We start from the raw sequence: 17,501 nt of genomic DNA on the forward strand, positions 1-17,501 counted from the left end.
TGGTTACAATACACCCTGTCAGATGCGCAAAACAACTTCATTTTCATAACAATTCATTTACTTTTGCCGCAATTTTCACCTTGTGATGAAAGCATGTTCCCCGATAACGAATTTTGATAAAATCCCTCCCTTTCATAACATTATTTCAGCCTTATTCACGGCAGATAATTTGCATAAAAATTCATTCATATGCATAATAATGTTGTTTTTACCGCCATGATACGGGTGACTTATGCGAACCTCGGCTAAGCAAGATGAATTAGTCAAAGCGTTTAAAGCGCTACTAAAAGAAGAAAAATTCAGTTCTCAAGGAGAGATAGTCCAGGCATTACAGGAGGAGGGCTTCGAAAATATCAATCAGTCCAAAGTCTCCCGGATGCTGACCAAATTTGGCGCGGTACGTACCCGCAATGCCAAAATGGAGATGGTCTACTGCTTACCGGCTGAACTCGGCGTACCGACCACCTCCAGCCCGCTCAAAAATCTGGTGCTGGATATCGACTATAACGACGCAGTGGTGGTTATCCATACCAGCCCTGGTGCCGCGCAGTTGATTGCTCGTCTGTTAGATTCCCTGGGTAAAGCGGAAGGTATTCTCGGTAGCATCGCCGGGGACGACACTATCTTTACTACCCCTGCTCGGGGTTTTACCGTTAAAGACCTGTACGAAGCCATTCTGGTACTGTTCGAACAAGAGCTCTAATCCCCTACTCTCCGGCAGCCAGCCGGAGAGCGTCTTATCCCCTTGGCACGAACCCAAGCGCTACATAAAACTCCCTTTTCTTTAACATTAAGTGCGTTTCACTGCCTGAATGTAATCATCCAGTGAATGTTGTTAGAAAAATCGCACAAATTATCAAATTCACATATCCATATGATTTTCTTAGCTATAAGCGCTATACGTCCTTCCGGGCTGACGTTTTTAATGCTTTTACGTTATAAAAATGACCGTTTTTGACACTTAATTACACGCGAAACCATTAGTCTGGTATTAATTTTTCGAGTGATTAGTGTATACTTGATTTTGTGATGAGGGTCACGAAATAAGGCCCTGTTAAAAAATTCGACGAGGTGAATATTATGAAAATCAAAACCACTGTAAGTGCACTGACCATCCTTTCGGTTCTCTCTTTTGGCGCATTCGCCGCTGATTCCATCAATGCGGATCAGGCAGCCAATCGCGAAGCAATCGGCACCGTTTCCGTTGGTGCAGTCGGTTCTTCTCCGATGGACATGCACGACATGCTGAATCAAAAAGCGCAGGAGCAAGGGGCTTCCTCTTACCGCGTTATCGAAGCACGTAGCGGCGACCATTGGCACGCAACGGCTGAGCTGTACAAATAAGATTTCTTGATAGTCCGAACGAAAACATCTGTCATAACGCGGCTCAGGCATAAAAAAAGCAGTTGAAACCTTCGCGCCGCGCAGTCAATGAATTGAGGAGTAAAGATTATGAAAAACGCAATGATTATCGCAACACTGGGTCTGGCATCGGTACTTTCCTTTAGCGCAGGCGCAGCGGTTCATCAGGTTAATGCAGAGCAGGCTCAGGGTCTGCAATCCATGGGCACCGTATCCGTATCGCAGATTGGTAGCGCCCCAATGGATATGCGTCACGAACTGGCAGCAAAAGCAGAGAAAGAAGGCGCAAGCAGCTACCGTATCATCGAAGCCCGTACCGGTGACACCTGGCATGCCACTGCCGAACTGTACAAATAAACCCTCGTCGTCTTACTGACGACTTGCCCCCGCCTGTCGGGGGCTTTTTTTATGAATGATGAATATTAAATCGCAGCATCCCTTCCAGCTCTTCTTCCGCCTCATCAAATAACAGAATTAAGGCCCCATAGCGCCGACGCTGTTTCTCTTCCAGATGGACAAACTCTATCTCAAGCGGCAAGGGAAGCTGACTTCCAGTGACCACTGTCCACAACGAATCGAGATCGTGGATGGCTGTCGCGCTGAGCGAAAAGGTGCGGGTAAACTCACGATAAAAATCGTTCTGAGTGCCTATTTCATCGAAATCAAAGGTATAGGTTTTCATTCATTTCCCGCCTCTCCTGAGCGGGCGGCGATTACCGCCCGGGATGTCACTTACAAACCACCCAAATGCAGGGTTTTCACTTCCAAAAATTCATCCAGACCCAGCACTGAACCTTCACGTCCCAGACCGGATTCCTTCACCCCACCGAACGGGCCTAACTCCGTTGAGACTGCGCATTCGTTGATACCAATCATCCCGCTTTCCAGCGCCTGCGAGACGCGGAAAACACGTTGCAGATTCTGGGTATAGAAGTAGGCCGCCAGACCAAAGGGCGTATTGTTCGCCCGCTGAATCACCTCATCCTCACTGGTGAAACGGAAGCAGGCAGCTACCGGGCCGAAGGTCTCTTCCTGCGCGAGCTGCATGTTATCGCTGCAATCGCCGAGCACCGTCGGTAGCCAGAAGTTGCCGCCGAGGGCGTGAGGTTTGCCCCCCGCCAATACGCGAGCCCCTTTCGCCACCGCATCTTCTACATGCTCACGCACTTTCTTCACCGCCGAAGGTTCAATCAGCGGGCCGACGACTACGCCTTCATCCACCCCGTTACCGACTTTGAGCGCATTTACCGCCTCGGTCAGCTTGCGGGTAAAGTCGTCATAAACCTTTTCCTGAATATAGAAACGATTGACGCTGACGCACACCTGCCCGGCATTGCGGAATTTATTGGCAATTGCCCCTTTCACCGCGGCCTCAATATCGGCATCGTCAAAAACGATATACGGTGCGTTCCCGCCAAGCTCCATCGACACTTTCTTCATCGTTTCCGCCGCGTTTCGCACCAGCGTTTTGCCCACCGCGGTCGATCCGGTGAAGGAGATTTTGCGCACCGCGTGGCTGGCCATGATGGCATCGCTGATTTCTTGGGTATTCCCGGCCACCGCGTTGAGCACGCCGTCAGGCACACCGGCTTTCTTCGCCAGTTGCAACAGTGCAAAAGCGCTCAACGGCGTATTGTTGGCGGGTTTAATCACGCCGGTACAGCCGGCCGCGAGCGCGGGGCCAAGTTTGCGGGTCAGCATCGCCATCGGGAAATTCCACGGCGTAATGGCAGCGACGACACCAACCGGTTCACGGGTGGCAAGAATACGGGAGCCGGGTTTAGCAGGCGGAATAATTTCGCCATTGGCGCGTTTCGCCTGCTCGGCGAACCATTGGATAAAGCTTGCGGCGTATTCCACTTCGCCTTCCGCCTCTTTCAGCGGCTTGCCCTGCTCGGTAGTCATCAGCCTGCCGAGCCAGGTTTTATTGTCGATAATCAGCTGATACCAGCGATACAGAATTTCGGAACGTTCTTTGGCGGTTTTCGCCCGCCAGAGTGGGAAGGCTTTGCTGGCCGCAGCGATAGCCGCTTCGGTTTCTTGCTTACCCGCTTTGGCGACTTTGGCGATCGTCTCGCCGGTGGCCGGGTTGACCACGTCGAATGTGGTATCGAGCGTTTTCCATATCCCGTCGACCAAATAACCGGTCTGAAAAAGTTCGTTATCCTGGAGCGCCTGCATAGTCATGTTTCCTCCTGACAGTGTTGTCCTGTGATAACAGTTAAGTATAGCCATAAAAAAACCGACGCTTTTGGCGTCGGTTTCAGGGGGTTAATTCACCGTCAGCGCATGCTGATATTTCCTCAGCATACCCACCAGCCTTTTCACTGGCTCAGTGACCTGGTCAGGTGCTTGCCAGATGACCAGTTTTTCCTCATACACATCCAGCTCCTCCAGTAAGCGGCCAAAGTAGCGACGGCGCTTATCATCGCTGCTGGCGGAAATCAGCTTATCGGCGGTACGTCGAAGCTGGCGGTGGAAAGCTGACAGATCGTCATTCACCGGAACGGGCGCATCGCGCAGACGCTGATGAGCGATGATTAAGGTCAGAGCGAGGCGGAATTTGGCGATATCACCCGGGAATTTATTCAGCAGTAAAAACAGCTGCTGATACAGCGCGGGGAGATGATTTTCTTTGCGCCGCACGGTATTGGTGGTCAAGGATGACACCGCCGCAGACACAAACTGGTTGAGTAGCACACGACCGGTACGGGCCTGCGAATTATCACGCACCAGCAGGATAATCATTAGCGCCAGGAAGCAGCCCACCAGCTGACCGAGCGCACTGTCGAGGAACTGGCTGAAGTGGAAAGTCATCGGGTTATCCAGCACCAGAATATTGATGGTGGAGGCCAATGTACCCAGCGAGCCAAGCCGCCGCTTCTGCACTTCAATCCCGATAAAGAACGCCAATACCGCAAGACTGATACACAGCAGCAGCATACTTTGCTGCGTCGACGGCAGAATAACCAGAAAGTACAGCGCGCCAATCGGCAGCGCGGCTATGGTGCCGTACAAAAAGTCGATAGCCGCCATTTTAGGATTCGGCAGACGCATCGCCAGCGAGGTCACCACCGCAATCATCACCATCGCGCCGCTGCCAGAGGTCCAGCCAGTCCACAGCCAGAACAGCGTGCCGAGCGCACAGGAAAGCGTAGTACGCCAGAAGTTCACCATCGCATGGTGGCGTTCCGCTGACTCCACTTTAACCACCACTTCGCCCTGCAAGATTTCTTCTTCACGCGCACTGATCTTGGCATTGCCCGCCACGCCGCGTTTCAGCAACTGATATCGCGTCGCCGCGCCGATCCAGCTGTACAACGTAATCGGCGTGTCGTGCTCGCCGGTCCACGACAGAATACGCCGCATCCTTTTGAGCTGTTTATGCACGTCCTGCACGGTTTCAGCGGGCTGTTCAAACATTTCACGCCACTCGGGGGTGATCAATTCCGGGCGGGTATTTTGAATCAGATAGGTTTCACAGGCCTGGGTTATCAGCGTCAACGACAGCGTGTTGAGCGCTTTCAGACGCCGATTGGCGCGTGCCCAGCGGGAAGACTCCATATGCAGGTTGCTGCGCATCCCTTCCAGGGCCTGAGTCTGACGTACCAGCGCGCTCCAGGCGGCGTCCACTTGTTCACTGTCGCCGTGGCGGATACACAGTTGCATCAGCTGATATTGCTTCACCAGAAGGGCATCCAGCTCGCGGTCGATCTCTTGTTTGATTGAACGTGGGGAGAACAGCAGATCGGCAACGATCGCACACACGATACCAATAACGATTTCGCTACAGCGTTCGACGGCAAACTGGGGGGACAGCAACGGTGCGTTCTGAATGGTGATGATAATGATCAGTGCGGTATAGCCCGCCAGGCCCCAGGCGTAGGAGTTTTCGACTTTAACCAGCGAGGACACCCAGGTGCAAAAACCGGCCCACAGGCAGCAGACCAACACCATCAGCAGCGGGGCGCGGATCATCAGGATGATCATCACCAGCGCGGCAATACAGCCGATAAACGTGCCGACGATACGCAGCATTCCGCGATAACGGATTGCGCCGGAATAGGGTTCGCCACCTGCGGCAAATGCCGGACCCGCCGCCACAATCGCCGCGGTCAGTACCGCCCAGCGCGGGGTTTCAAGTTCAAAGTGAAAACCAACAAACAGGGCCAGCACAATCGCGCAGGCCAGTTTAATCGCAAAGCGCAGATGATTATCGGCAATAGAAAAAATGCCCATAGCGATTATCCAAACTCACGCAGGCGCATACCTAACTTCTGGAAGAAAGAGGCGTCTTGTGTGTTTCTGTCTTTCTCACCGGTGATAATCACCGTCGCGGTGGTGCCTGCAGGCCACAGATTGCCCTGCTGCTTATCGAGACGAATACGCACCGGCACGCGTTGCGCCAGACGGACCCATTCCAGGTTCGAATCAATGGTCGCCATGCCTTTGGCATCACTGCTACTGCTGGCGTTGGTCACGCCTGCCGCCACGCTGTCGACGGTGCCTTTAATCACTTTAGTGCTGCCGAGCGGCGTAATTTCAGCCCGATAGCCAGGACGTACGCCTTCGAGCTTGGTCTCTTCCATATAGGCCATCACGTAGAAGCTCTCTTTTTTCACCAGCGCGACGGCGGTTGAGCCACGAGTGATAAATTCGCCGCTGTAAACGTTGAGGTTGGTCACCCAGCCATCAGCTGGGGCGCGGATTACGGTACGTTCAAGGTCGAGACGCGCCAGGTCACGCGTGGCCTGTGATTTGGCTAACTGATGTTCAACGGTCTGCAAAATGTTGTTGGCCTGGTCAATCTCTTCCCGCGACATCGCCATAGTGCCTAACCGATTACGACGGCCCGCTTCACGGCGTTTTTCCGTAGCCAGCGCCTGGTAATAGGCTACGTCGGCATCGGCTTCTTCGAGGGCTTTCTGATAGCGCGGCTGATCAATCGTGAACAGAACCTGATTTTTGCTGACCAGTTGGTTATCCTTGACCTTCACGTCAGTGATAAGCCCAGCCACATCTGGCGCAATCGCCACGACATCTGCGCTAAAACGCGCGTCACGCGTCCACGGAGATTCGGTGTAATACACCCATGCGCGGAAAATGGCGATAAAGGCCAGCACGACCAGGATAAGCGTGATGGCGGTACGGGATATTTTTCTTGTTAGTGTTTTCACAGCGGCCTCAGACAAACAAACGCGATATCAGGTAGAACAAACAGCAATACAGCGCGGTATTAAAAAGTGCAGGATGCCAGACGAAGTCATAGATCCCGGTAGGGACCAGCATCCGACGCAATAGCCAGAAGATGGCCAGCGACAATAGCAACTCGACGAAGATCGGCGGAAACGAGAGACCGAAAATCACGATGACGGGAAACAGACTCATGTTGACCTTGATTAAGAGAGTGCAGGTGAGAGTAGTGATGCTTTGATTATTCAGCTAACAGTATATTAACGTAACTGTTATTGCGTGATCTATATTATGTGATCTAAATCACTTTTAAGTCAGAGTGAACAATGGAACGATTAAAACGCATGTCGGTTTTCGCCAAAGTCGTGGAACTGGGTTCCTTTACGGCGGCGGCAAGACAGCTCGAAATGAGCGTCTCTTCAATTAGCCAGACCGTTTCAAAACTTGAAGACGAACTTCAGGTCAAGCTGCTGAACCGCAGCACACGCAGCATTGGGCTGACCGAGGCCGGAAAAATTTACTATCAGGGCTGTCGGCGAATGCTGCATGAAGCGCAGGACGTTCATGAACAGCTGTACGCCTTTAACAACACGCCGATTGGCACACTGCGTGTCGGCTGTTCTTCAACTATGGCACAAAATGTCCTCGCTGCAATCACCTCGGAAATGCTCAGAGAGTATCCGGCTCTGTCGGTAAATTTAGTGACCGGAATACCAGCCCCGGACCTCATTGCCGATGGGTTAGACTTGGTGATCCGCGTCGGTGCTTTGCAGGATTCGGGCCTCTTTTCCCGCCGCCTGGGCTCGATGCCGATGGTACTTTGCGCCGCAAAGAGCTATCTGCAACACGCCGGCACCCCTGAGAAACCAGCAGATCTGGCCAGTCATTCGTGGCTGGAATACAGCATCCGACCATACAATGAATTTGAACTGATCGCCCCGGAAGGGCTATCGACCAAGCTTATCCCGCAGGGACGTTTCGTCACCAACGATCCGATGACCCTCAACCGCTGGCTGACCGCGGGGGCCGGGATCGCTTTCGTGCCGTTGATGTGGGTGATCAATGAGATCAACCGCGGAGAACTGGAGATCCTCCTGCCCCGCTATCAGTCCGACCCGCGTCCGGTGTATGCGGTGTATACCGAAAAGGATAAGCTGCCGCTGAAGGTACAAGTGTGCATCAACTATCTGACTGACTATTTTGTTGATGTTGCTAACCGCTTCCAGGGCATTAACGGCCGCGGAAAAAACTAAGGAACCGGCTCAGGCTCCGCGTCAGAGATGACATGCGTAACGTCGCTTAGCGGGCCAATTCGCACCTCGCTCGCACGGTTGAATTTACTTTTATCCACCAGCAGCAGCGACTGTGACGCCCGTTTGAGCAGTAAGGATTTATAGCTGGCGTTGTGACTGTTCGAATCCCACAGCACGCCGTGGCGGTCGACGCCCTCACAGGAAAAAATAAACAGATCTATCTCCAACGACTTTAGCGCCGAGATAAGCGACGGATTGATGTAATACCCGTACCGGCGCTGGAGCTCGCCGCCAGAGCTGATCAGGCGGATCTGCTCGCGCTTGCCGAGTTCGGTACACACCAAGTGGCTATTGGTAAACACGGTCAGCGGGATATCCGGCAGCTGACGCGCCAGAAACCAGCAGGTGGAGCTGGCATCCAGCGCGAGAGTCATCCCTTCTTCTATCCACGCCAGCGCGTGTCGGGCGATATCTGACTTGTGGGCATAATGACTTTTCTGCCGGGCGTGAAACGGCGCTTCGTTGCCCTGGCTGTCGCGTCGAATGGCACGCGCCCGCCCGTGGCTGCGCTGTATTTGGCCCAGCTGCTGAAGTGTACTCAGATCGCGACGCACCGTCTCTTTACTGACGCCGAGCGCGGCGGCCAATTCATCGGTAGTCAGGCTGTGGGATTGGGCGAGAAGCGTAACGATGCGCTGATGGCGAGCGACCTTCATCTGCGGTCTCCGTCAAAAAAATGCCCGCACAAGGCGGGCACAGGATGTTATGCCGTACCGCCGACCGTGAGATTGTCGACTTTCAGGGTTGGCTGACCCACGCCCACCGGCAGGCTCTGGCCTTCTTTGCCACAGACGCCGACGCCGTTATCCAGCTTGAGGTCGTTACCGACCATCGAGACCTGCTGCATGGCTTCAATACCAGAACCAATCAGGGTGGCACCTTTGACCGCTTTGGTGACTTTGCCTTTCTCAATCAGGTACGCTTCTGAGGTTGAGAAAACGAATTTGCCGGAGGTGATATCCACCTGACCGCCGCCGAAGTTTGGCGCATAGATACCGTAATCGACCGAGGCGATAATCTCTTCCGGGGTCGATTTCCCGGCCAGCATATAGGTGTTGGTCATACGCGGCATCGGCAGATGCGCATAAGATTCACGGCGACCGTTGCCCGTTGGCTTCACACCCATCAGACGCGCATTCAGTTTGTCCTGCATGTAGCCTTTCAGTACCCCATTTTCGATCAGCACATTGTACTGGCCTGGCGTCCCTTCATCATCAATGGATACGGAGCCACGGCGATCGGTCATAGTCCCGTCGTCGACCACGGTACACAGCTCAGAGGCGACCAACTGGCCCATCTGGCCGCTAAATACCGAGGTGCCACGACGGTTGAAGTCGCCTTCCAGTCCGTGACCTACCGCTTCGTGCAGCAATACGCCCGGCCAGCCCGCGCCAAGCACCACCGGCAGCGTTCCGGCTGGGGCCGCCACAGCGGTCAGATTGACCATTGCCATGCGCACCGCTTCTCTCGCCCACGCGTCGGCACGGACTTCACCGTCAACGTCGCCGAGGAAATAGTCGTAACCGAAACGACCGCCGCCGCCGCTGGAGCCACGTTCACGTTTGCCGTCGTCTTCCACCAGCACGCTAACCGACAGACGCACCAGCGGGCGAACGTCCGCCGCCAGGGTGCCGTCGGTAGCCGCAACCAGGATTAACTCATACACACCGGTCAGACTGGCAGAAACTTCCTGCACACGCTTGTCGGCGGCGCGGGCGACTTTATCTACCCGGCGCAGAATATCGAGCTTCTCTTCACGGCTCATGCTTTGCAGCGGATCGAGGCTGGTGTACAGCGGGGAATAACTTTTCTCGCCCAGGGCGTGGACTTTGCCGTCACCGACATCGCGCACTATAGTACGGGCAGCCTGTGCGCTTTGTTCCAGCGCTAGCAGGCTAATCTGATCGGCATAGGCGAAGCCGGTTTTCTCACCGCTAACGGCACGCACGCCGACGCCCTGATCGATATTGTACGAACCGTCTTTGATGATGCTGTCTTCTAACACCCAGGATTCGTGATAGCTCGACTGGAAATAGAGGTCGCCATAGTCGAGGCGGCGCTCAGCCAGTTGGCCAAGTATGGAAAACAGGTCTTGATGACTCAGGCCGTTTGCCGACAGCAGATGTTCACTTACCAGGTTGAGACTCATGGTTTTGCTACTCGTTGGTTGTCGCGAAGATCGCGGTATATCTATTGAGAGTGAGGTAATTTGTAACGCCCGTCAAATCATTGCGTTTTATCACTGCGCGCCTGGCGCAGTACTTCATTGATTTGTGGCTGATCGATAGGCCCGCTGATGTGGTAACGCAGAATCGACACTTTGCTCCACAGCGGACCGAGCACTTTACTGGCGGCAAAGACCGCGGCACCCACAATCGGGTTGATAACGAACGCGGTGGCCACGCCGACGGTGGCGGAGATTTCGGGTGCGACGATAGCTTCCATATCCAGTTCACGACGCACCAGATTAACCGAGCCTTTCATGCCGATATCCGCTTCGAGGCCATCCAGCAGCGTATCATCGGTGTGCAGAATGCCGTCTTTGATCCACGCGGTGCTGCGAATGGAGTCGAAATAGAACCCTTCGGTAAAGGTATCGCTAAAGTCGAAACGCAGCTTGCGCAGCAGCGCATCGACGCTCAGCAGGCGCAGCAACTGACCCGCATGACCGGTGCTAATATCGGTGAATTCGCCTTTGCCCAGCCGCGCTTTCAGGATCCCATTCAACGAAGCCACATCTGGCTTCCACGGTTCATCGCGCCAGTGCAGGTCATAATCCAGGTTGAACGACGAGTCTCGGATTGGCGTCGAGACGCCAAAGAAATTCACCGCCGCATCAATTTTGCTTCCGCGTAGTTTCCCCTTCAGGGAGGTGCGTTCGCTGCCCGGCGCGTTAACCCATTCGCCGCCTACGGTCAGGCGTGCAAAGCCGGTATCCAGCAGGCCGTTAGCCAGCGATAGGGTATTGCCCTTAATGGCGAAATCACCGTCAATACGGCCATATTTCTGCCCCCACAGCCAGCATTCCGCACAGCGAAGTTGCAGGTCAGGCCAGCCCTGGAAGTCGATGCGGTTATTGCTCATGATACCGCTGCCGATTTGGCCGCCCGTGGTCGTGGTTGCTGAAGGGTTGTAATACAGATAACGAATGGAGGCCAGCCACGGGGCGTTGTCCCGCAGCGTTAATGTGCCGTTCACCTCGCGTCCCTGCGCCTCAACGTTTGTGCCGTTCGCCATCGGCTGCGAAACAATGCTCAGGTTGTTCCAGCGCTGGCCCGCCATGGTTAACGCTGGTGTACGCAAAGTAATGCGCTGCGGGAAGGCCACCGCATGACCCACGCTATCCACCGCGCCTTTACGGAACAGCGCCAACCACTGAGCACCGTCCATCGGCGGGAGGTTTAACTCTACGCCGGCGGCGTCTGGTAAAGGCGGCACGCTGCGGCTGTCCGATGCCAGGATAGCCCGGTCGAGAGTCAGTTTTTTACCCAGTAACCAGCGGCTATTAAGGTGATTTTTGCTGCCGACGTTGCCGGTCAAATCGAAGTGGTTCAGGCTGCCTTCAACGTTAAACTTAACGGGTAACGGCTCGCCCGCTTTCTTATCTACCGGGGCAGGTAAGCGACTGCTCACATTTTTCAGATCGCCGGTGATATCAACCTTGTAGTTGGCACTGCCTTTGTACGGTAATTCAATGGCAACCTTACCCTGCCACGGCACGCTGCCTCTGATGGCGTCGTTAAGCTGCTTAGGCAGCATGTCTGTACGGGTCGGGTCCCAATTGGCGTCCATGTTAACCGCCACCTGATACGCTTTTTGTCCTTCGGTGGTGGAGAAATCGACCTTCAACGGCTGATTGAACCAGTTGGCGGTCATCGGCCCACTTTTCAGGTTGCCGTTCTCGAAGCTGAACTCGCCGTTGAGGTTCTTCAGAGTGCTGTCGAGCGGTTTGATAAACAGGCTGTTGCCTTTCAGACGCACATCGCCTTTGGCCAACACCTGTTCGCCGTCGAGCGGAATATCCAGATGTAAGCGAGCATTCACATCGCCATCGAGCTGAAGCTCGTCGAGCGTGGCACCAAGGGAATCTTTCAGCGGTGTGTCTTTGAAATAGGGTCCAACGTCTTTACCCGGCCCGGTAATCTGCGAATCAATGATCAGCTTCATTTTCGAGTAATCCGGGATGGCGGCGTTGAGGTTGTGTGCCGTCACGCCGCCGAGCGCGACCTTATCAGCCTGCATCCACAAGCCATCGTTGAGGAAGTTAAGGTCGATATTAAGATTGGTCAGTGCAGGCCAGTCTGGCTGGAAGGCGAAGGTGGCGTTGTGTAACGGTACCCACACCTGGAACTGGCCTTCATTGTGCTTATACGGGAACAGATGAGGGTTACCGCCATAGACCAGCGTGGCGTTGTCCGCCTGGCCGCCTTTGATAGCCGAGCTGAGGTAATCAACCAGATGCTTGCCCATCAGGTTTTCCGGGAAGTAGCGCCATGCCTGACCGCCGTCGTCGGTACTGATACCTGCCAGGATCCCTAGCCACGGATCATCACCTTCCGGCTGTAGCCAGCGGAAACCGCCGTGGGCATGAACCGCTTTTGCCTGCACGTCGATATCCCGACCGTCGAGCATGAAGCCTTTGTCGTTGTTCACCCAGGAAAGATTAGCCACGCCTTTGGCAATCTCGAGCGGCGCTCTGAACACCGTCTCGTACGGCATTTTGGCGTTTTCCATGCTGACGTTTAGCGCGCCGTGTTCAAGGCTCCCTTCCGCCCGGCCGGAGAAATGCTCTGCGCCAGGCAGCAGCTTCCACTGTTTCCAGGCCAGATTGCTCCATGCCGCCTGGAAGCGAGTTTTCTCTGTCGCTTTGAGTGGAATATCCAGCGCCAGGGCATCAATCTGCCCGGCGGGCTGCGTGCTGTCCCAAATTTCACCCAGCGACGGGGAGAATTTTTCCGCAATCGGCAGCAGACCAGACAGCCCGCTTAGCTCCAGATTGCTGGCGCGAATACGCAACTCGTCGCTGCGCACGTTATCTTTGCCGCCCACGTCCTGATCCGGGATCCACGCCATCGACAGCGCGCCCTGCGGCCAGCGTTTGCCGTCAATGGTTATGCGCGTATCCGGGATATGGAATGCCCAACCCGACTTTTCACGAGTAATGTGCGCCGTGAGGTTATCGACCGCCAGATCGTGCGGATGTTTGTCGCCCTTCCAGCTTGCACCGCCTTTCTTCAGCCATACGTCACCGCTGGAAATATCGCCTTTATCGAGATCAATCCACCCTTCCAGGCTAAAACGTGCCGAGGTCAGCGCGACGTTGTTCCGCATCCAGCGGCCAAACCACGGTTTGACATCAATGTCATCTGCCTGCACCCACAGCCGCCCTTCGTTCAACAGACCACTTTCATCACGCAGATCCATGCGCACTTTCATCACCCCGTGCTGCCCGGTCAGGCTGGACAGGCTGAGTTCGCCTTCGGCGCGGTGACGGTTGGTGCTGTTCATCCAGGTGAGCTGGGGAATCGCCAGTTCGGCGCGCTGGCCCGAGAGGGTCAGGAAACTCAAATGACTGTCGCGCAGGGTAAACTTATCGAACTGACGCAAGAACAGATCGCCCACGCGGTCAATCTTCAACGTGCCGCTGCTGTCATTGTGTTGCAAAGGGGAATTGGTGTGGATTTGCAGCTGCCAGAAGGTCAGCTCGCGAAACTGCCAGCGGAAATGCAGCAAGCTTTGCCAGACGTCGAGCGCCAGCGTCACGCGCCTCACGGACATTTGACCGCCGTCTTTCAGTTCGGCTTTGATATCACGTACTTCGAGGGTCGGACCGTAGTTTTCCCAACTGGCTTTCAGCTGTGAGGCGTCAACGGGATGCCCGGTAGAGTGCGAGATTTTCTCCAGCAGCTGCGGTCGCCATTTATCGAGATGTGGCAAAACGAGACGCAGGCCACTGACCAGTAGCGCGACGATAACAATCAATGTTGCCACCGTGATCAGTAGAATTCCAGGCAAACGCCTCACGCATCTCTCCTTGTAACTGCCAGCAAACTACATCATCACCACGTCGAATTGCTCCTGATTGTAGAGCGGTTCAATCTGCACTTTTACCTGTTTACCGACGAAGATTTCCACTTCCGCCAGCGCATGCGACTCTTCGCCTTTCAGGGTTTCCGCCACGGCGGCAGAGGCGTAAACCAGGAAACGGTCGGAATCATACGCGTGATGCACACGAACGATTTCACGCATGATCTCGTAGCACACTGTTTCCACCGTTTTCACTGTGCCACGTCCGTGACAGGTCGGGCATTCATGACACAACACATGCTCCACGCTTTCACGGGTGCGCTTGCGGGTCATTTCTACCAGGCCGAGCTGCGAGAAGCCGTTGATACTGGTTTTCACGCGGTCTTTGCTCAGCGCCTGTTCCAGTGAATGCAGCACCCGGCGACGATGATCTTCATTACTCATATCGATGAAATCGATGATGATGATACCGCCGAGATTACGCAGACGCAGCTGACGCGCAATCGCCTGCGTCGCTTCGATGTTAGTATTGAATATCGTGTCGTCAAGGTTGCGGTGCCCAACAAAGGCCCCGGTGTTGATATCGACGGTGGTCATCGCTTCGGTCTGATCAATAACCAGATAACCGCCGGACTTAAGTTCAACCTTACGTTCCAGCGCACGCTGGATTTCATTTTCGACATCAAAGAGATCAAAAATCGGTTGCCGACCGCTGTAATGCTCCAGCTTGCTGTTCATCTCCGGCATGTATTCGGCGGTGAATTCCATCAAGGCTTCGAAGGTCAGACGGGAGTCGACGCGGATCCGGTCGAGGTGTGCGTCGGCAAAATCACGCAGTACGCGTTGCGCTAACGCCAGCTCGCCATACATCTGATAGCGGGTCTGTGGGCGTTTTTTACGCTCCATCACTTTGGTCCAGACGCGTTTCAGATACGCCGCATCAGAGGCTAAATCCTCTTCGCAGACGCCTTCCGCCGCGGTACGGATGATAAATCCGCCCTGCTCGTCACAGTAGGCGGTGACCACATTTTTCAGACGCTCGCGCTCGGCTTCACTTTCGATACGCTGCGAAACGCCGACGTGGGACGCCCCCGGCATGAAGACCAGATAACGAGAGGGTAATGTGATATCAGTAGTCAGACGCGCGCCTTTGGTGCCGAGTGGATCTTTCACCACCTGAACCATAAGGTCCTGGCCCTGACGCACCAGTTCAGAAATATCGCGTACGGTGAACTGCTTCTGCTCTTCCCCGGCCACGCATTCGGTGTGGGGCATGATGTCAGAGGCATGAAGAAACGCGGCCTTGTCCAGGCCAATATCTACAAATGCCGCCTGCATCCCCGGGAGGACTCGACTAACACGACCTTTGTAGATATTGCCTACGATCCCGCGTCGCGCTTCACGCTCTATATGAATTTCCTGAAGAATGCCGCCATCGATATACGCCACGCGGGTTTCCGAGGGCGTTACGTTCACTAATAATTCAGCCGTCATGTTTATCTCTTTTCTCACGCAGTGAGTTAAAATTGCTCAGCAACTCATACGTTTCCACCAGCGGTAAGCCGACTACGGCGTGATAGCTGCCATTTATCTTCCTGACAAAACAGCCACCCAGCCCCTGAATACCGTATGCACCTGCTTTATCCATCGGCTCGCCCGTCGCGACGTAACCCTGGATATCCTCATCTGACAATACTCTGAACGTCACCTCGGTGGTCACCATGCAGTCGACGGTCTGTTGGCTATCGGCCAACGCCACCGCGGTCATTACCTGATGAGTGTGCCCGGACAGCTGACGAAGCATTGCTGCGGCGTGCTCTGCATCTCGCGGTTTCTCCAGCACTTCACCGTTCAATACGACAATGGTATCGGCCCCGAGCACAGGTAGATCGTGTGCGGCCAGCGCCACGCCAGCCTGGGCTTTCTCTCGCGCCAGACGCGCAACATAGTGCTGCGCGCTTTCCTGCGGCTCGCGTTGTTCTTCGATGCCGGGCACGATACGCTCGAAGCTGACACCTAACTGGATCAACAGCTCCTGACGACGCGGGGAACCGGAAGCAAGATAAAGCATTGTCATAGAAACCTTTATTGAACCGCGAATTGCTGGCGAACTTTCCGCATCAGCAAGAACAGCCAGGGCCAGAGTACACCGTTAACAACGCTACTCCAGAACACTTCCGGTCGGAAAGAGACGTTGATCACTAAAAACTCTGCCCAGAAAACAACGATATCCATCGCCAGCGACAACAGCATGACCACCAGCGCCTGTTGCCAGAGCGCCAGGTTACGAAACAGCTGATATTTAAGCGCCACCAGATAGGCAATGATGCTCAGGGCCAACGCCCGCACACCGAGCGTAGAACCGCTGATCAGATCCAGTATGGCACCCATAATAAAACCTGTACCAACATTGACCCGGTGTGGCAGAGCGAGGATCCAGTAAAGCAGGATCAGCAGGACCCAATTTGGCCGGTAGACCAACAGGTCGTCCGGCCAGGGCATGACTTGTAACAGCAGGGCTATCAGAAACGAAAGCCAGATAACCCAACGCCCCTGACTTCGATAGCTTGCCACTACTGTCCTCCTGATGAAGGCGCAGGCGTGGTAGCCCCAGGAGCAGGCTGTGTAATCCCGGTTGCAGGCGGAGGTACAGGCGCTGGAGGGCCCATAGAATCAGCAGCAGGCAGAACCTGCGGCATCATCTGCATCAGACGTTCATTGGCAACACGATGGACCTCTTCCGGCGTCATCGGGTTCGCACCATTACGATCAGCACCCCATAGCAGCAGCAGATAACGCAGACGCTGTAGGCCAGCGGTTGGACGCGCCTGGATAACCGTATACGCACGCTGCGTATCCAGCTTCACAGAAGAGACCACTGCCACCGGATAACCTTCCGGGAAACGACCACCGAGGCCGGAAGTCACCAGCACGTCGCCGACACGAATATCGGTGTTGGCAGGCAGGTGTTCCAACTGCAAATCATCGGTACAGCCGTTACCCGCGGCGATCACTCGGATGTCGTTACGCAAAACCTGAATCGGCAGAGCATGTGTCGCATCGCAAATCAGTAGCACGCGGCTGGTCAATTTCGCGACCGCTACCACCTGGCCAACTACGCCCTTATCGCTGATCACAGGCTGACCTTCGTAGACGCCGTTGACGCTACCTTTGTCGATAACGACCTGATCGCTGTAAGGATCGTTAACCGTCGAGATAACCTGGGTCACCATCTTCTGCTCATCCTGACGCAGCGGCGAACCTAACAGCTCACGCAGACGAGCGTTTTCCTGCTTGTATTGACCCATCATCAGTAGATCGCTGTTTTTTAACAGCAGTTCCTGACGCAGGGCACGGTTTTCCAGCTCAAGCTGATCGCGGGAAGCCAGCGTTTGCGAAATACCATCAAGTAATTCGCGGGGACCGTTGGAAACAAAATAGAAAGGACTAACAGCAGTATCCATGTACGTTCGAATCTGACTGAACGTACCGAGGCGGCTGTCGGCAATAATGACGCCAAGCGCCACCAGCACCGCCAGAATAAGGCGAATCTGTAGCGACGGGCCACGGCTAAAAATGGGCTTCATAGGCTATGCGTATTCTCGT

Annotated in this window: 16 protein-coding genes; 4 read left to right on the forward strand and 12 right to left on the reverse strand. The window is 54.7% G+C overall.

What is annotated here, in order from left to right:
• Positions 1 to 232 precede the first annotated feature (232 nt).
• From argR to yhcN-B, 3 genes are all read left to right on the forward strand, one after another.
• Complete coding sequence (argR, locus tag SIK69_RS11935) at positions 233 to 703, forward strand: transcriptional regulator ArgR (protein ID WP_319627435.1); 471 nt, start codon at positions 233 to 235, stop codon at positions 701 to 703.
• Between the two features lie 377 nt (positions 704 to 1,080).
• Complete coding sequence (gene yhcN, locus SIK69_RS11940; RefSeq protein ID WP_097164159.1) at positions 1,081 to 1,344, forward strand: peroxide/acid stress response protein YhcN; 264 nt, start codon at positions 1,081 to 1,083, stop codon at positions 1,342 to 1,344.
• 108 nt (positions 1,345 to 1,452) lie between these two features.
• Positions 1,453 to 1,719: a DUF1471 family stress response protein YhcN-B gene (yhcN-B, locus tag SIK69_RS11945; RefSeq protein ID WP_319627436.1), complete on the forward strand. Its 267-nt coding sequence runs from the start codon at positions 1,453 to 1,455 to the stop codon at positions 1,717 to 1,719.
• Positions 1,720 to 1,768: 49 nt separating this feature from the next.
• Here yhcN-B and SIK69_RS11950 read toward each other — a convergent pair whose 3' ends face one another.
• From SIK69_RS11950 to aaeX, 5 genes are all read right to left on the reverse strand, one after another.
• A complete protein-coding gene (locus SIK69_RS11950) occupies positions 1,769 to 2,044 on the reverse strand; it encodes a barstar family protein (protein WP_319627437.1) in 276 nt (91 codons plus the stop codon).
• Between the two features lie 50 nt (positions 2,045 to 2,094).
• Positions 2,095 to 3,549 (reverse strand): NAD-dependent succinate-semialdehyde dehydrogenase, encoded by a 1,455-nt coding sequence (locus tag SIK69_RS11955; protein ID WP_319786155.1) that lies wholly within the window; start codon positions 3,547 to 3,549, stop codon positions 2,095 to 2,097.
• Positions 3,550 to 3,633: 84 nt separating this feature from the next.
• The gene (gene aaeB / locus SIK69_RS11960; protein WP_319627439.1) at positions 3,634 to 5,601 is read right to left on the reverse strand and encodes a p-hydroxybenzoic acid efflux pump subunit AaeB; all 1,968 of its coding nucleotides are present in this window, start codon (positions 5,599 to 5,601) and stop codon (positions 3,634 to 3,636) included.
• A 5-nt stretch (positions 5,602 to 5,606) separates the two neighbouring features.
• Positions 5,607 to 6,539, reverse strand: a complete 933-nt coding sequence (aaeA, locus tag SIK69_RS11965) for a p-hydroxybenzoic acid efflux pump subunit AaeA (RefSeq protein WP_319627440.1) — start codon at positions 6,537 to 6,539, stop codon at positions 5,607 to 5,609.
• A 7-nt stretch (positions 6,540 to 6,546) separates the two neighbouring features.
• Positions 6,547 to 6,750 carry a p-hydroxybenzoic acid efflux pump operon protein AaeX gene (gene aaeX / locus SIK69_RS11970; RefSeq protein ID WP_258965227.1) on the reverse strand — a complete coding sequence of 68 codons (204 nt, stop codon included), beginning with the start codon at positions 6,748 to 6,750 and terminating at the stop codon, positions 6,547 to 6,549.
• A gap of 131 nt (positions 6,751 to 6,881) precedes the next feature.
• Here aaeX and aaeR point away from each other — a divergent pair, with 131 nt between their 5' ends.
• On the forward strand, positions 6,882 to 7,808 hold the full coding sequence (aaeR, locus tag SIK69_RS11975) for an HTH-type transcriptional activator AaeR (RefSeq protein WP_319627441.1): 927 nt from the start codon (positions 6,882 to 6,884) through the stop codon (positions 7,806 to 7,808).
• Here the strand turns inward: aaeR and fucR are convergent.
• The 7 genes from fucR to mreC form a co-directional block, all read right to left on the reverse strand.
• The gene (gene fucR / locus SIK69_RS11980; protein ID WP_319627442.1) at positions 7,805 to 8,524 is read right to left on the reverse strand and encodes an L-fucose operon activator; all 720 of its coding nucleotides are present in this window, start codon (positions 8,522 to 8,524) and stop codon (positions 7,805 to 7,807) included. The genes aaeR and fucR overlap by 4 nt on opposite strands.
• Positions 8,525 to 8,571: 47 nt before the next feature.
• Positions 8,572 to 10,017 (reverse strand): metalloprotease TldD, encoded by a 1,446-nt coding sequence (tldD, locus tag SIK69_RS11985; protein ID WP_319627443.1) that lies wholly within the window; start codon positions 10,015 to 10,017, stop codon positions 8,572 to 8,574.
• 77 nt (positions 10,018 to 10,094) lie between these two features.
• The gene (yhdP, locus tag SIK69_RS11990) at positions 10,095 to 13,892 is read right to left on the reverse strand and encodes an AsmA2 domain-containing protein YhdP (RefSeq protein ID WP_319786156.1); all 3,798 of its coding nucleotides are present in this window, start codon (positions 13,890 to 13,892) and stop codon (positions 10,095 to 10,097) included.
• A gap of 27 nt (positions 13,893 to 13,919) precedes the next feature.
• Positions 13,920 to 15,389, reverse strand: a complete 1,470-nt coding sequence (rng, locus tag SIK69_RS11995; RefSeq protein ID WP_319627445.1) for a ribonuclease G — start codon at positions 15,387 to 15,389, stop codon at positions 13,920 to 13,922.
• Positions 15,379 to 15,972: a Maf family protein gene (locus tag SIK69_RS12000; protein ID WP_319786157.1), complete on the reverse strand. Its 594-nt coding sequence runs from the start codon at positions 15,970 to 15,972 to the stop codon at positions 15,379 to 15,381. Before SIK69_RS12000 ends, rng begins: the two co-directional genes overlap by 11 nt.
• 8 nt (positions 15,973 to 15,980) lie before the next feature.
• Positions 15,981 to 16,469: a rod shape-determining protein MreD gene (mreD, locus tag SIK69_RS12005; RefSeq protein WP_319627447.1), complete on the reverse strand. Its 489-nt coding sequence runs from the start codon at positions 16,467 to 16,469 to the stop codon at positions 15,981 to 15,983.
• Positions 16,469 to 17,482, reverse strand: a complete 1,014-nt coding sequence (mreC, locus tag SIK69_RS12010; RefSeq protein ID WP_319627448.1) for a rod shape-determining protein MreC — start codon at positions 17,480 to 17,482, stop codon at positions 16,469 to 16,471. The genes mreD and mreC overlap by 1 nt, the downstream gene beginning before the upstream one ends.
• Positions 17,483 to 17,501 lie beyond the last annotated feature (19 nt).

The sequence above is a fragment of the Scandinavium lactucae genome (assembly GCF_033843265.1).
In the GTDB taxonomy this organism is placed as follows: Bacteria; Pseudomonadota; Gammaproteobacteria; order Enterobacterales; family Enterobacteriaceae; genus Scandinavium; species Scandinavium lactucae.